The organism is Thioclava arctica (assembly GCF_040892615.1).
Classification (GTDB): Bacteria; Pseudomonadota; Alphaproteobacteria; order Rhodobacterales; family Rhodobacteraceae; genus Thioclava; species Thioclava arctica.
Window position 1 is genome coordinate 1 of record NZ_JBFRYC010000012.1, and the last position, 14,338, is coordinate 14,338.

12 protein-coding genes and 4 pseudogenes are annotated in these 14,338 nt (G+C 58.7%); 12 read left to right on the forward strand and 4 right to left on the reverse strand.

Annotated features, from left to right (window positions below):
- Window positions 1–147 precede the first annotated feature (147 nt).
- The 3 genes from AB4874_RS15795 to AB4874_RS15805 are packed head-to-tail and all read right to left on the reverse strand — an operon-like array spanning window position 148 to window position 2,937.
- Window positions 148–1,500 (reverse strand): aminotransferase class III-fold pyridoxal phosphate-dependent enzyme, encoded by a 1,353-nt coding sequence (locus tag AB4874_RS15795; RefSeq protein WP_368392686.1) that lies wholly within the window; start codon window positions 1,498–1,500, stop codon window positions 148–150.
- Window positions 1,497–2,159, reverse strand: a complete 663-nt coding sequence (locus tag AB4874_RS15800; RefSeq protein WP_368392687.1) for an HAD-IA family hydrolase — start codon at window positions 2,157–2,159, stop codon at window positions 1,497–1,499. Before AB4874_RS15800 ends, AB4874_RS15795 begins: the two co-directional genes overlap by 4 nt.
- Window positions 2,152–2,937, reverse strand: coding sequence for an IclR family transcriptional regulator (locus AB4874_RS15805; RefSeq protein ID WP_368392688.1), 786 nt, complete (start codon window positions 2,935–2,937; stop codon window positions 2,152–2,154). Before AB4874_RS15805 ends, AB4874_RS15800 begins: the two co-directional genes overlap by 8 nt.
- A gap of 129 nt (window positions 2,938–3,066) precedes the next feature.
- Here AB4874_RS15805 and AB4874_RS15810 point away from each other — a divergent pair, with 129 nt between their 5' ends.
- From AB4874_RS15810 to AB4874_RS15855, 10 genes and pseudogenes are all read left to right on the forward strand, one after another.
- Window positions 3,067–4,020 carry a tripartite tricarboxylate transporter substrate binding protein gene (locus AB4874_RS15810; RefSeq protein WP_368392689.1) on the forward strand — a complete coding sequence of 318 codons (954 nt, stop codon included), beginning with the start codon at window positions 3,067–3,069 and terminating at the stop codon, window positions 4,018–4,020.
- 49 nt (window positions 4,021–4,069) lie between these two features.
- A complete protein-coding gene (locus AB4874_RS15815) occupies window positions 4,070–4,618 on the forward strand; it encodes a tripartite tricarboxylate transporter TctB family protein (protein ID WP_368392690.1) in 549 nt (182 codons plus the stop codon).
- A gap of 12 nt (window positions 4,619–4,630) precedes the next feature.
- Window positions 4,631–6,148 (forward strand): tripartite tricarboxylate transporter permease, encoded by a 1,518-nt coding sequence (locus AB4874_RS15820; RefSeq protein WP_368392691.1) that lies wholly within the window; start codon window positions 4,631–4,633, stop codon window positions 6,146–6,148.
- 3 nt (window positions 6,149–6,151) lie between these two features.
- Entirely contained in the window at window positions 6,152–7,636 is a 1,485-nt protein-coding gene (locus AB4874_RS15825) for an aldehyde dehydrogenase family protein (protein ID WP_368392692.1), read from the forward strand.
- 11 nt (window positions 7,637–7,647) lie between these two features.
- Complete coding sequence (locus AB4874_RS15830) at window positions 7,648–8,880, forward strand: Tm-1-like ATP-binding domain-containing protein (protein ID WP_368392693.1); 1,233 nt, start codon at window positions 7,648–7,650, stop codon at window positions 8,878–8,880.
- A gap of 93 nt (window positions 8,881–8,973) precedes the next feature.
- Window positions 8,974–9,369, forward strand: a pseudogene (locus AB4874_RS15835) (aminotransferase class III-fold pyridoxal phosphate-dependent enzyme); the annotation flags it as partial.
- 92 nt (window positions 9,370–9,461) lie between these two features.
- Window positions 9,462–9,830: pseudogene (locus tag AB4874_RS15840) on the forward strand (DDE-type integrase/transposase/recombinase); the annotation flags it as partial.
- Between the two features lie 4 nt (window positions 9,831–9,834).
- Window positions 9,835–10,161 (forward strand): type II toxin-antitoxin system PrlF family antitoxin, encoded by a 327-nt coding sequence (locus tag AB4874_RS15845; protein WP_368392694.1) that lies wholly within the window; start codon window positions 9,835–9,837, stop codon window positions 10,159–10,161.
- Between the two features lies 1 nt (window position 10,162).
- Window positions 10,163–10,372, forward strand: coding sequence for a hypothetical protein (locus AB4874_RS15850; RefSeq protein ID WP_368392695.1), 210 nt, complete (start codon window positions 10,163–10,165; stop codon window positions 10,370–10,372).
- Window positions 10,373–10,573: 201 nt separating this feature from the next.
- Window positions 10,574–10,681: pseudogene (locus AB4874_RS15855) on the forward strand (IS6 family transposase); the annotation flags it as partial.
- A gap of 54 nt (window positions 10,682–10,735) precedes the next feature.
- On the opposite strand, the pseudogene AB4874_RS15860 reads toward AB4874_RS15855, so the two are convergent.
- Window positions 10,736–11,433, reverse strand: a pseudogene (locus AB4874_RS15860) (IS6 family transposase).
- 600 nt (window positions 11,434–12,033) lie between these two features.
- Between AB4874_RS15860 and repA the strand changes: the two are divergent.
- Complete coding sequence (gene repA / locus AB4874_RS15865) at window positions 12,034–13,236, forward strand: plasmid partitioning protein RepA (protein ID WP_368392696.1); 1,203 nt, start codon at window positions 12,034–12,036, stop codon at window positions 13,234–13,236.
- The gene (gene repB / locus AB4874_RS15870) at window positions 13,236–14,210 is read left to right on the forward strand and encodes a plasmid partitioning protein RepB (protein WP_368392697.1); all 975 of its coding nucleotides are present in this window, start codon (window positions 13,236–13,238) and stop codon (window positions 14,208–14,210) included. Before repA ends, repB begins: the two co-directional genes overlap by 1 nt.
- The last annotated feature ends 128 nt before the right edge of the window (window positions 14,211–14,338 follow it).

Here is a 14,338-nt window from a genome sequence, read left to right on the forward strand (position 1 = left end):
CGCTGGGAGGTCGATCTTAGCGCGATGCCCAAACTTCGCCGTATCGCAGGCCAGCTTGAAACCCTGCCAGCCTTTGCCGAAGCGCATCCCGACAAGACGCCCCATTAGGTCAAACGGCCCGACCCGTTCGGGGCCGGGCCGACACGATTAGACCTGCGACAGACCGGCATCCAATCCCGCGAGGATCGTGGCGATATTTTCTTCGCTGATAATAAGCGAGGGCGACAGGATCACGTTATTGCCCGACACCCGCACCATCGTGCCTGCCTCGTAGGCCCCACGGTAAATCTTGGCGATGGTCGCTTTGTCGATCGGCGCTTTGCTCGTGCGATCCGATACCAGCTCAAGCGCGCACATCAGCCCATGCCCGCCGCGCACATCGCCCACGATGTCATATTTCTCTTGCAGCGCCTGTAGCCCTGCTAACAGTTGCGCACCGCGCGCGGCGGCATTGTCCTTGACCTGCAAGCGCTGCGTTTCCTTGAGACAGGCGATTGCAGCCGCCGCGCCGACCGGATGGCCTGAATAGGTATAGCCCGAGCCAATCGCGCCCTTGCCAGAAGTGTCGCTTTCAAACACCTCCGCGACACGCCCCGAGATCATCACCGCGCCGAACGGGAAATAGCCGTTGGTGATTGCCTTGGCCGTGGTCATCAGATCGGGCTGCACGCCCCAAAGGCGCGAACCAGACCACGCCCCCGTGCGCCCAAATGCAGTGATCACCTCATCGGCGACCAGCAGGATGCCGTATTTGTCACAGATCGCGCGCACGCCGGGCATAAAGCTGGCATGGGGCACGATCACGCCGCCTGCCCCGAGAATTGGCTCCATGATCATTGCCGCGATTGTCTCGGCACCCTGAAACTTGATCTCGTCTTCCAGCGCGGCAAGGCACAGTTGCGCCAGCTTTTCGGGGTCACTTTCGTTGAACGGGTTGCGATAGGTATAGGGGGCGGGGATGTGATAGCAGCCCGGCATCAGCGGCTCGTATTGGGTGCGGAAATTGGCGTTGCCGTTCACGCTCGCGCCCAAGGTATGCGTGCCGTGATAGCCCTTCTTGAGCGAGAAGTATTTCACCCGCCCCGCCTCGCCGCGGATCTTGTGATATTGCCGCGCCAGACGCAAAGCGATCTCGACGGAATCCGACCCGCCGGAGGTGTAGAAAGCCCGCTCCAACCCGTCTTCGGCAAAGAATTCGGCCAGCATATCGCCCAGCTCGATTACTAGATCATTGGTCGTGCCGCGAAAGATCGAGTAATAGGGCAGACGCTCAAGCTGGGCCGCAATCGCATCTTTTACCGGCTGGCATGAAAACCCCAGATTGACATTCCACAACCCGCCGACACCATCGACCGTCGTGTGACCGTCGATATCGGTGATGCTAACCCCGTCACCGGCGACGATGATTTCGGGCGGGTTTTTCTGGCAATCGGCAGGATGGGCCATCGGGTGCCAGATGGCGCGGGCGTTGCGTTCCTTCAGGAAGTTCTGATCTTTCATTTTGGTCCTCGCTCGATGCCCAAGAGAGCAAGGGCTTGCCCATAGCTCTCATCGGGTCGTTTGACATTGAAATGAACGGTTTTCAGCCCCACGGCCTGTGCGCCGCGAATATTGCGCAGCTGATCGTCGACAAAGACACAGGCGCTGGCGGGAAGGGCAAGCGCGTCCAGCACGGCGCTATAGGCGCGCGGATCGGGCTTGAGAGTTTTGGTATAGGTCGCATCGTGGATCACGTCGAAATGCGCTAAGAAGGGCAGCTTCTCGCGAAACTGGGCGCCATAAAACAGGTCAAGCTCATTGGAGAGGATCGCCAAGCGACCACCCTGCGCGCGCACCCGATTAATCGTGTCAAGAAACTCGGGCCGGATGACATCGGCGGGGCTTGCCCCGCGCGCGGCACGCACGAATTCTGACATCTCGGTCCAGTTACGCCCGGTAAGCTGTGCGACCTCGTGCGTGCGCTGGCGCCAGTAGTCGCGTTCGCTGATCTCATCGGCCTGCATCGCGCGCCAAAGCGGATCTGACGCGGGATCAAACGGGCCGCGCCATGCCAAGGCACCCGGCGCAAGCCCCAGCGCTTTCTCGCTTAGGTCATGCGTTTCAAATAAGGTCCGCGAGATCACCCCGCCGAAATCTAGGATCAACGCGCGCTCAGCCATTGGCGTCGGCCTTTTGCACATAGCTGGCGGGCAGAGTTCCGCCCACGGCGTGGGACATGCGCGACATCCATTTGTGCAAAACCTCTGACATGCCCGCGCATTTCTCGTCACTTGCGCGCGCGGTTGGAACCGCAATCGCCACGACCCCGATCACGTCCCCCTCGGGACCAAAAATCGGACCAGCTTGCGAGGCCACCTCATCGTCAAACCCCTGCTCTAGCCACGCAATGCCCCGGTCGCGAAACACCGCGATCCGCGCGCGCAAAGCGTCCGGGTCCGTCATGGTCGCAGACGTGAACCGTTCAAGCGGCCCCTTGAGCACGCGCTCGCGCAGCGATTGCGGACCAAAGCTGAGGATCGCCAGCCCCGACGCGGTCGCGTGAAGGGGCAGCATGACCGATTCATCAAAGGCGACCTGCGTCCCGTGCTGACGTGGATCGGCGTGTAAAACCGGCGAAAGCTGACTGCCTTGCAAGATCGAGACATGCACCAGTTCGCCGATCTCATCGGCCATCTCAGACACCAGATCGCGCAGAACGGATCGCAAAGGCGATGTGGCCTCCCGCACGCCGTAAAGGCGCAGAATCGCTGGACCCAACCGATAGCCACGGCTTTTCGAATTCTGCTCAAGAAATCCGCATTCCGCCAATTCTGTAAGGTAGCGATGCACCGTTGCCTTATCGCGGGACGCAAGACGGACAAATTCGCTTAACCCGATTTCGGGGCGCCGAACCGAGAAAAAGGTCAACAAATCAAGAGCCTTTGTGATCGTTCCCAATTTTCAATCCCCTTCATCTTCGGAAATCAGCAATTCGTTGCCATTGAAACGTTGACAGAAAAGAAAACCCAATGCAAGAATATTTGATACCGATGGTTCAAATAATAAACCACGCAACAGGAGAATTTCATGAAACCCACCCTTCCCCTACTGGCGGGACTGCTTGGGCTAGGCCTGCCGCTTTTGGCCAGCCAGCCTGCACTTGCGCAATATCCCGAAAAGCCCGTGGAATTCGTCGTACCCTTCCCGCCTGGCGATCTTGAAGACGTGCTGACGCGGATGATCGCGGATGAGTTTCAAAAGACCTATGGCGTGCCTGCGGCAGTGGTGAACAAACCCGGCGGCGGTGGCGGGCCTTTCCCCGGCGCGGCTGAAGTGGCGCAAGCGCCGGCGGACGGGTACACCATCGGCTCGTTTGTGATCGACATCCCCTTGGTCGGCCCGCAAACGGGTATTCCGGCGCTCGATCCGAACCCGTTCGAGCCGGTTGGCATTTTCCTAACCTATCCGTTCGTGATCGCCGCCTCAAAGGATGCGCCTTACAAAACGATCGACGAACTCGCCGCCTATGCCAAAGACAACGACGTGGCGCTTGGCCACTTCGGATCGTTTCTGATCCCCACCCAAGTGACCTTTGCGCTGGCGAAGAAAAAGGGCTTTGATTTTGGCTCGGAGGCCGCGTTCGATGCCCTGGATTGCAACACGCTGGCCTCAGGCGATGCGGATGTGATCAACACCACGTTGCAGTTGATCCTGCCCTGCCTCGATCAGGTCAACGTCATGGCCTCTATCGGTGAAAAGCGGATCCCGCTGACCCCCGACACCCCCACCGTGGGCGAGTTGCAACCCGATCTGGATTTGGCTCTGTGGAACGGTCTGTTCGTGAAAAATGGCACGCCAGACGATGTGCGCGTCAAGATCGCCGCCGTGGCCGAAAAGGTCATGCAATCGGATAAGGCCCAGAAACTGGCCGAGCAAACCGGCGCGTTGATCTATTGGCAAGACGGCGAAACGGCGCAGAAGCGGATCGCACATGACGGTGAGACTCTTGGCACGGTCGCGGGCCTGATTGATGGCAACTAAGCGCAACCCCGAGCCTGCGCGCGCTTTACTGTCGCGCGCGGGTGCTCACATGACACGGGTGATCCGCACCAAGAACTTTCAGGAGCTTTTCAAGCGCTATCGCCGCCCCGGCGACCTTGCCTTTGCAACCCTGTTCTTCGCGCTCTCGGTTGGTTTGCTGATCTGCCTGCCCTCGCAAACGGAATGGGTGAAACGATCGAAAACGGTCGCGCAGCCCGCCTTCTGGCCGATGATCGCAATTGCGCTGATGGTTGTTTTCAGCATGTTTCACTTGCTCGGCTCACTCGTCTCCGAACGCATCGAGGGACGCTGGAAAGAAGTCTGGCAATGGATCCGCTCGCTCGAATATGCGCTGTGGTTCATGGTCTATGTCACGCTGGTGCCGCTGATCGGCTACCTGCCCGCGACCGTCGCCTTCACCTGCGCCCTGGCGTTGAGACTTGGCTATCGGGGCTGGCGCTGGATGCTGATCTGCACCGCCTTTTCTATCGTCGTGGTCGTGCTGTTCAAAAGCTTCCTGCACGTAAAGATCCCTGCCGGATTGATTTACGAGGCAGCCCCCGCGCCGTTTCGTGCAATCCTGATGACGTATTTCTAAGGAACCTTCCGAATGGATATGCTGATCTCGGGCGCTGAAATGCTGATGCGCTTTGATGTGTTGCTCGCGTTGCTGATCGGATCGGTGGGCGGGGTGATTATCGGCGCGATCCCCGGCGTCGGCCCGGCGGTCGCAATCGCAATCCTGTTGCCCGCAACCTTTGCGATGCCGCCCCTTGTCGGGCTGACGATGCTGCTGGGCATCTACGGCTCGTCGATGTTTGGCGGCTCGCTTCCGGCAATTCTGATCAATACTCCGGGCACTGCGGTGAATGCGCTGACCACCTATGACGGCCACCCGATGACGAAAAAGGGCGAGGCATTGCGCGCGTTGGGGCTCGCCTATGGCGCGTCGTTCTTCGGTGGTATCTTGTCGATCATTGCCCTGATCCTGCTGTCGCCAGTGCTGGCCAAAATCGCGCCTATGTTCGGCTCGCGAGAAATCTTCCTCGCCGCGCTTTTGGGCATTGTGCTGGTGATTATTGCGCATCGCGGCCAGACTTTTGCCGCCGGGATGCTGGCCGCTTTCGGGATCTTTTTGCAGACCGTCGGGCTGGAGCCCGTGAAATACACGATGCGCTTCACCTTTGGGATGGATTGGCTCAATTCCGGCTTCGATCTGATCGTCGTAGTGCTGGGTCTGTTCGCCCTGTCGCAAGCCTTCCTGTTGCTGATCGAGCCGGAATCAGCGCCACATGCGCAGCGCATCGAAGGCTCGATGGGGCGCGCAATGCTGGGCGTGTTACGCCACAAACGCGTCGCTTCAGTGGCGGCCGGATTTGGCGTGCTGATGGGCATGATCCCGGGCGTGGGCGAATTTACGGCGCAGTTTCTGTCCTACACTTATGCGCAAAAAACCTCAAAAGACCCGGACCTGTTTGGCAAAGGCAGCCCCGAGGGGCTTGTTGCATCCGAAGCGGCCAATAACGCCGTTCCCGCCGCCGCGATGATCCCGCTACTGGCGCTTGGCATACCGGGCGAGGCGCTGACCGCGATGATGCTGTCGGTGTTTTACGTCCATAACGTGATCCCCGGCCCGCAGCTCTTCCAATCCAAGCTGGACTTCGTCTATGCGCTTTATATCGCCATGATATTGCTTAATATTATCGTGGTGATCTTTATGCTGATCTCGTCCAACTGGCTGCTGAAGATCATCCGTATCCCGACCCGGTTCCTGGGTTTGATGATCCTCGTCCTCAGCTTTGTCGGCGTCTATTCCCTGCGCAACTCGACCATTGATTGTGCGATTGCTGCCGGATTTGGCGTGCTGGGCTTGATCCTCAAACGGCAGAACCTGCCGGTCGTGCCTATCGTGCTTGGCATGGTGTTGGGCGGCATCATGGAGACCAAACTGCGCTCGGCGATGGCGCGGGTCAAAGTGCCGATTGATTTCTTTGATCGCCCCATCGCGGCCATCTTGGGCCTAGCCATCATCTGCCTGATCATCGGGCATTTCGTGGGCCTGTATCGCGAACGCCAGAACCGCGAACCCGATAGTGACCACGACATGCACGACACGTTTCAGAGGTAACCCATGTTGAACACCGACAAGATCGCAGAGCTGCGCGCGGCCCCTGTACCCCCTACCCTTCATCTGATTGACGGCCAAGCGCGTGCCGCCTCGGACGCGGGCACGCTTTCGGTAATTTCACCGCTCGACGGGCGTGAACTGACGACAATGGCGCGCGGCACAGCGAGCGATGCCGAGGCCGCAATTTCGGCGGCGCGCGCAGCCTTTGACGATGGCCGCTGGAGCGGTCTTGCCCCGAATGCGCGCAAGAAGATCTTGCTGAAATGGGCCGATCTGATTGAGGCCCACGCGCTGGAACTGGCGGTTCTGGGCGTGCGTAATAATGGCACCGAGATTGGCATGGCGCTCAGGGCAGAGCCGCTGTCGGCGGCGGCAACGATCCGTTACTATGCCGAGGCGATTGACAAAATCTATGGCGAGATCGCGCCCACCGCGCCGGGCACGCTGGGCCTGGTGCATCGCGAGCCAGTCGGTGTTGTCGGTGTCATCGTGCCGTGGAACTTCCCGCTGATGATTGGCGCGTGGAAGCTTGGGCCGGCGCTGGCGGCGGGCAACACGGTCGTGCTGAAACCGGCGGAAACTGCGTCGCTCACCCTGCGCCGCATCGCTGATCTCGCGCTTGAGGCGGGGATGCCTGCGGGCGTGTTTAACGTCGTTCTGGGCGAGGGCGCGGTTGTCGGAGAGGCAATCTCGCTTTCGATGGCGGTTGATGTGATCGTGTTCACCGGGTCTGGCCCCGTGGGGCGGAAGCTGATGGAAAACGCAGCGAAATCAAACCTCAAGCGGGTCTATCTGGAGCTGGGCGGGAAATCCCCAAATATCGTTTTCGCCGATGCGCCCGATCTCGACGAGGCGGTCAAAGTCTCCGCCAATGGAATTTTCCGCAACTCGGGGCAGGTCTGCATTGCGGGCTCGCGCTTGCTGGTGCAACGCGATATCCACGATGCCTTCGTTGAAAAGCTGCAAGCCTTCACCGAAAAAATGATCGTCGGCGATCCGCTCGATCCCGCCACTCAGGCAGGCGCTATCAATTCCGCACGCCAGCTTGAACAAAACCTGAGCTTTGTAGAGCAGGCGCGATCTGCCGGGCGTCAGGTCATCGGCGGGCGGCGCCTGCTGGAAGAAACCGGCGGCTATTTCATGCAGCCCACCATCGTGACGGGCGTTGAGGCCAGCGACCCGCTTGCACAGCGCGAGGTGTTCGGCCCTGTTCTGGCCGTGATCCCCTTTGATACCGAGGCCGAGGCCATCGCCATCGCGAATGGCACGGATTACGGCCTTGCTGCCGCCGTCTGGACCCGCGATCTGAGCCGCGCACACCGGATGATCGCGGCCATTCGCGCGGGGGTGGTTCATGTGAATACCTATGGCGGCGCGGATCTGAGCGTGCCGCTGGGTGGGGTCAAACAGTCAGGCAACGGGCATGACAAATCGCTTCACGCCTTTGACAAATATCTCGACCTCAAAACCGCTTGGATAAAACTGTGAAAGAGGCTGACATGGCAGATCGCACTATTCTCGTCGTGGGCACGTATGACACCAAGGATGCCGAGCTGAATTATATCCGCGAGGTGATCGAGGCGCAGGGCGGGCGCGTGTTGAGCATGGATGTCTCGGTGCTGGGCGATCCATCCGCTCCCACCGACATTTCCAAGCATCAGGTTGCGCAAGAAGGCGGCAGTTCCATCGCGCAGGCGATTGCGAGCGGCGATGAAAATCAGGCGATGCAGATCATGGCGCAAGGCGGTGCAGCGCTGGTGTCTCGGCTTTATTCGCAGGGGTGCTTTGACGCGATGATCGTGCTGGGGGGCACGATGGGCACAGATCTTGCGCTGGATCTTTGTGCCGCATTGCCTCTGGGCGTGCCGAAATATGTGGTTTCGACGGTGGCCTTCTCGCCGCTTCTACCGCCCGAGCGGATTGCTGCGGATGTGCAGATGATCCTGTGGGCGGGCGGTCTCTATGGCCTTAATTCGATCTGCAAAGCCTCGCTGAGCCAGGCGGCGGGGGCCGTTCTGGGGGCCGCGCGCGCGGTCGAGTTGCCCGACCGGTCCAAACCCCTGATTGGCATGACCTCGTTCGGAAAGTCGTTTCTGAAATATATGGTTGCGCTCAAACCCGAACTGGAAAAGCGCGGCTTTGAAGTGGCAGTGTTTCACGCCACCGGCATGGGCGGGCGCGCCTTTGAAAGCCTTGCCGCGCAGGGGGCCTTTGCCTGTGTTTTCGATTTTGCCACTCAAGAGCTCGGCAATCATCTGTGCGGCTCGGCCATCAGCGCCGGCGCGGATCGTTTGACCAATGCCGGGCGCACCGGCACGCCCCAAATCATCGCGCCCGGCTGTCACGACCTTGTCGATATTGTCGGCTGGCATCCGCGCCCCGAAAAATGGAAAGATCACCCGAGCCATGCCCATAACCGGCTTTTGGCCTCGATCGTGCTGAGCCACGCGGAACGCCGCGCTGTGGCCGCCGCGCATGGCGAAAAACTGGCCTTGGCCACGGGACCGACCGCTTTGATCTTACCGTTGCGCGGGGTTCATGAACTTGATCGCGCTGGCAATGATCTACACGACCCTGATGGGCTACTCGCATTCTATGACGCCTTGAAAACAACCTGCCCCGACGGGCTCGAATTGCACGAAGTGGATGCCCATATCAACGATGCGGCCTTTGCCGATGCAGCACTTGAGATATTTGACAAATGGCAGGCGGACGGTTTGATATCCAATTAACTGAAGTTCTCGGGCAGCGTGATTGGCCCATTTCATGTGACGACGGACATGAATATCGCTGGAGAGAAGACGGCGAGAGCGTTGATGAGTACGGCCTGCGCGGCCGCCGATGCGGTGCTGCGCAAACTGACCGAGGGGGGATGGTCGCGCGCTTGGCGACCCAAGGGGAAAAGCTGGATGCGGCCTTGCGCGCGGCGTTCGGCGCGCATCCTAATATCGGTGACATTCGCGGGCGCGGCATGTTTTGCGGCCTCGAAATCGTCGCGGATCGCGCAACCAAAGCGCCGCTTGATCCCGCCCGCGCCGTACACAAACAGATCAAAGCGGCGGCGTTCGAGGCCGGGCTGATCTGCTATCCGATGGGGGGCACGATTGGACGGGCAACGCGGCGATCACATCCTGCTCGCCCCGCCCTTCATTCTCAGCGACGACCAGATCGGCGAGTTGATCGACAAGCTGGGCACCGCAATCACAAAGGTATTGGGATGAGCTGGTTCTGTCGCAAACGAGGGCTGGCCCTTCAGTCCGGTAGAGTTTCGCGCTACGCTTGGTAAAAAACAAGGGGCGGCGGGTTGACGCAGATGGCTATTGATTTCAGGGGCGTGCACTACCCGAAACCGGTGATCCTTTACGCGGTGTTCTTCTACGTCCGCTATGCTGTCTCCTACCGCGACCTGGAAGAGATTATGTCCGAGCGCCGCGACCTCGCCGCCGCTCGTCGTTTCTCCAAGCAGGTGATAGCTGCGAACGACGTACCAGATCGTGTCGTGATCGACAAAAGCGGAGCCAATCTCGCCGGGCTTCAGGCGGTGAATGTGATCCTGAAATTCACGAACTGCGGGCGGACGATCGGGATCCGGCAGGTCAAATATCTCAACAACATTCTTGAACAAGCCCACCGATTTATCAAACGGGTCACTCACCCCATGATGGGCTTCAAAGCATTCCATTGCCATGAGAAAGATCATTCGAGATGCCTCAGAATCCGATCGACATGATCAAGCTCCGGCTTTGAACGGGAAGTCGAAGCAGCTGAAGCCAAATGAAAAAGATCAGATACTCTGGTGCGTTGAGGCGAGCGTCGGCATGCATGAAGATCCGGACAGTGCTTTCGCGCCAGATCCCGGACTTGTCTCGGTGCTCGATTTTCTTGAAGCTGATATCGAATCTCGCCCGCTGGATCTGCGGGTCTTCGAGCAAGCTTTGTATGGCCGAGTTGAGGCTTTGGTTTCGGACATCGATGTCGATCTCGGCAAACCGCTGTCAGCAGAGGACGACTGACATGACCAAGCAAGATCAGGAAAACACCGCCAAATCGCAGGACACGTCCTCCGACAAGGACCAGTTCAATCTCGACAAGTTCGCCGAGGCCATGTCGAAGCCCAGCCCGGAAGAAGAAGCGTTTTTCGCGCGCCGAAGAGAGCTCGGCTTGGGTGTGGGACTATCTGAAGATGGTGAGATCATCTATGCTCGATCTCTTCGCGAGAAGTAGTTCGTCTGGCGGAAAACCGTGAAGGAAGTGACGGGGATGCCCGTGCTATCGACGAGAAGATGTAGCTGCTCACTTGAGCGACGACGACCGCTGCGATCTTTGAAACCTTGGCGATGCACAGCGAAAGCTGGCGCTCTGATGGCGTTGTCACATTATCTACTTCCGATTGCCCGGTCCGCGATTTGAAGGTAGCCGGTGCTGATGCAGACGCCGTCAATCAGCTATAAGCGCCACCGATTTCCGCCAGCAATCATTACTCATGCTGTCTGGCTATATTGTCGTTTCAACCTCAGTCTTCGTGAGGTTGAAGGGTGTTGTCACGTTAACTTCCGCGCCTTGCAAGACCGGCCGGTTTCTGCTGGTTCAGGCGATGTCGGCTGCGGTTGCCCAAGCTTCGAATGCTTCCATTCGGTGATATCGTATAGTCAAGGCGGCGCGGCGTCTGGATGGAACGGTAAAACAATTTCGGATGGCGGAATGAACTGAAACGAACCGCTGTAATCCGCCTGGTGACCGGAAGCTTTGCATCGCTCGTTCCCGCTTGCGAAATGGCAGGTGGCTATTCTCGGCGCGATTGTTGAGGCCCTTGTGCGACCAATGATCAAGGCCTGGCGCCACTTCCCGTTTGGCCGCCCCATAGGAGCGGAGCTTGTCGGTAATGATCCGTCTGGGCAGCCCGTGACATTTGATCAGGCGGAGCAGCAACCGTTTCGCGGCCCGCTTGTCGCGCTTGGATTGCAGGACCTCCTCCAGAACGATGCCATGCTGATCGAGTGCGCGCCAGAGCCAGAACCTCCGCCCCGAGATTTTCACAACGACTTCGTCCAGATGCCAGACATCACCGGGACGCGCCTGTCGGCGCCGCAGGTTCCGTGCAATCTGGGGCCGAATTTGGCAGTCCAGCGCCGGATAGTTTCATAGGACACGTCAATGCCACGTTCGAGCAGCATCTCATCAACCTCACGCAAGCTCAGATTGAACCGGACGTAAAGCCAGACCGCATGGGCAATGATCTCAGGCGGAAAGCGGTGGCGCTTATAGCTGATTGACGGCGTCTGCATCAGCACCGGCTACCTTCAAATCGCGGACCGGGCAATCGGAAGTAGATAATGTGACAACATCGACGGAAGTCATGGACGTGCTTGCCCATCTCGCGTGTGAGGGCACAACGTTGGTGATAGCGACGCATGATCTGCAGCTGGCCTCAAAGATCGCCAAAACAGTGATCGTTCTTGACGGCGCCATGTGGTGGAAGCCGGACCGGCCCGCGCGCTGTTTGACGCACCGACACAAGAGCGCACTGCGCGTTTTATCGCCACCCTGAAATCCGCCGGGACCGCCGGATAGCCCCATCAAAAAGCGGCAGCCCCCCAGCGATTCGCCTTGTGGATAAAATTCCAGCGGTAGCGGAGCAGCAGCTATCCGCTACCATATTTTGTGCAGCGCGCGCGAATTCAAAAATTATTTAATATTTTCAACTTGTTAAATGCTGCCAAAGCCCTCTGGCTGCACAATCACGACGCTGCCCGCGCCTCCTGGGGATAAAAAACTGTTGTTTGAAGGAAAGTTGCGTGTAATTAGTTTAATCGTCGCCAGATCGCAAAAATCGCGCATTCTGGCGACGAAAGGGAACAGGCTCGACAAGAAGCCATGAGGGCAGCATGAATTCGACAGTAAAACCTCCCGTCTCGGGCTCTATCGCGGAAACGATTGCAGCCAATGCGACGCGGCTGTCTAATGCGCTCAATGAGCATATGCGCAACAGCTTTCAACCCGAAAGCCGTAAAACGCTGCGCAAGTTTCAGGCCTCTGAAGTGTCCGAGCTGACCGGCATCAGCATGTCAAACCTGCGCACCCGCCATCAGGAACCCGATTTTCCCGAGGTCGAGACCGACACGCGCGGGCGTCGTCTGTATTCCGCCGAGGAAATCGACCAGATCCGCCATATCATGGCGCGCACGGGGCGCAACGGCGATGCCTATTTGCCCGGCCGTCGCGAAGGCGATGCGCTGCAAGTCATCTCGATCGTGAACTTCAAGGGGGGGTCGAGCAAGACCACCTCGGCAATTCATCTCGCACAGCGATATGCCTTGCGGGGCTACCGGGTGCTGGCGCTGGACATGGATCCGCAGGCCAGTTTAACCACGATGTTCGGCTACCGTCCCGAGATCGAATTTGCTGAACACGGCACGGTCTATGACGCGCTGAAATACGAGGATCCGGTGCCGATGAGCCAGATCGTCCGCAAGACCTATTTCCACAATCTCGATCTGGCCCCCGCGGGGTTGATGCTATCGGAATATGAAACCGAAACGGCCTATGCGCTGCAACACAAGATCGACCCGCCTTTCACGCAACGTCTTGCTATCGCTTTGGACGAGGTCGAGGCTAATTATGATCTTGTGATCATCGATTGCCCACCGCAGCTTGGCTTTACCACGATGACGGCTCTGCTAGCCTCTACCGGATTGCTGATTACAGTTGTCCCCAGCATGCTGGATGTCGCCTCAATGGCGCAATTCCTTGAAATGGCGGGGGAAACCGTACGCACCTTAGAAGAGGCCACCGGCCCGATCGATTGGAATTTCCTGAAATTCCTGATCGCACGATACGAGCCAACCGACGTGCCTCAATCGCAAATGGCCGGATTCCTGCGCTCGATTCTGCTGGATCAGGTCCTGACGACGCCGATGCTGAAATCCACCGCGATTTCGGATGCCGGCATGACACAGCAATCCATCTACGAGCTCGAGCCCTCACAGGTTGTGCGCAAGACGCTCGACCGGATCATGGAAAGCGTGAACGGGGTCGCCGACGAGTTCGAGAAAAGCATTCAACAGGGATGGGGGCGCGAGACTGACTGATGGCACGTAGAAACCTGTTCCAGCCCCCTGCCCCACCCTCTACCGGTTCCGCCGAAAGCCCGACGGAAACAAAGTCGCGCTTTCCCAATACCGGCGCGATGAGCGGAGTGAAATCCACGCTAAAGGATCTCTCAAGCAATGCAGTGCGCGAAATTGCGCCCCATCTGATCGACGATGGCGGTCCGAAAGACCGGCTCTCTTTCGCGGATGAGGATGTCGCGACGCTTGCGCAATCGATCAAGGAATTCGGGCAACAAGTGCCGATCATGGTGCGCCCGATTGCCGAAAGTCCCGGTCGCTACCGGATCGTCTATGGCCGTAGGCGATTGCGTGCGCTGGCCTTGCTTGGGCAATCCGCCAAGGCGCTGGTCCGCTCCTTGTCAGATGAAGATGCGGTGCTGGCGCAGGGGCAGGAGAATTCTCAGCGTCTTGACCCAAGTTTTATAGAAAAAGCACTGTTTGCCAATGAGTTAACAGACGCTGGCTATGAAAACTCGGTGATTTTGGACGCGCTTGCGATCGACAAGCCGATGTTGTCGCGCATGAACAAGGTCACACGAGGTATCCCGCGCCCTGTAGTTGGATTTATCGGCCCGGCGCATGGGGTTGGCCGCAGGCGATGGGAAGAATTGAGCGAGTTGTTCAACTCAGGCATTCAGGACGTTGCGGCGATGTTGTCCGCAGTCGATTCCAAAGCGGGCGCCCTGCCCTCAGACGAACGATTTAACGCAGTGCATGGCGAGATGACGCGCAGCACCGCTAGTCCCAAAGCGTCTCGTTCCGCCCCCCCTGCCCTATCGATGGTGCATGAGGACGGAACAGTTCTCGCCGAGGTCAAGGAAACTGCGCGTGCGCTGACGTTCAAGCTGTCGAAAACCGATACTCCGGACTTCGCGCGCTGGATGCGTGACAACGCGGAAACCGAATTGAAACGTCTCTATGAGGCGTGGCAAGCGTCGGCAAAAGCCGATTAAGAACCGAGCAGTCAATAACAAAAGGAGCACATAAGCAGCCAGAAACGAAAGAGCCCCCCAAGGTAATCCCCGGAGAGCCCAATCTGTCGTTTGCACCCACAGATTTACCAGCTTCTCTCCGACAGTCA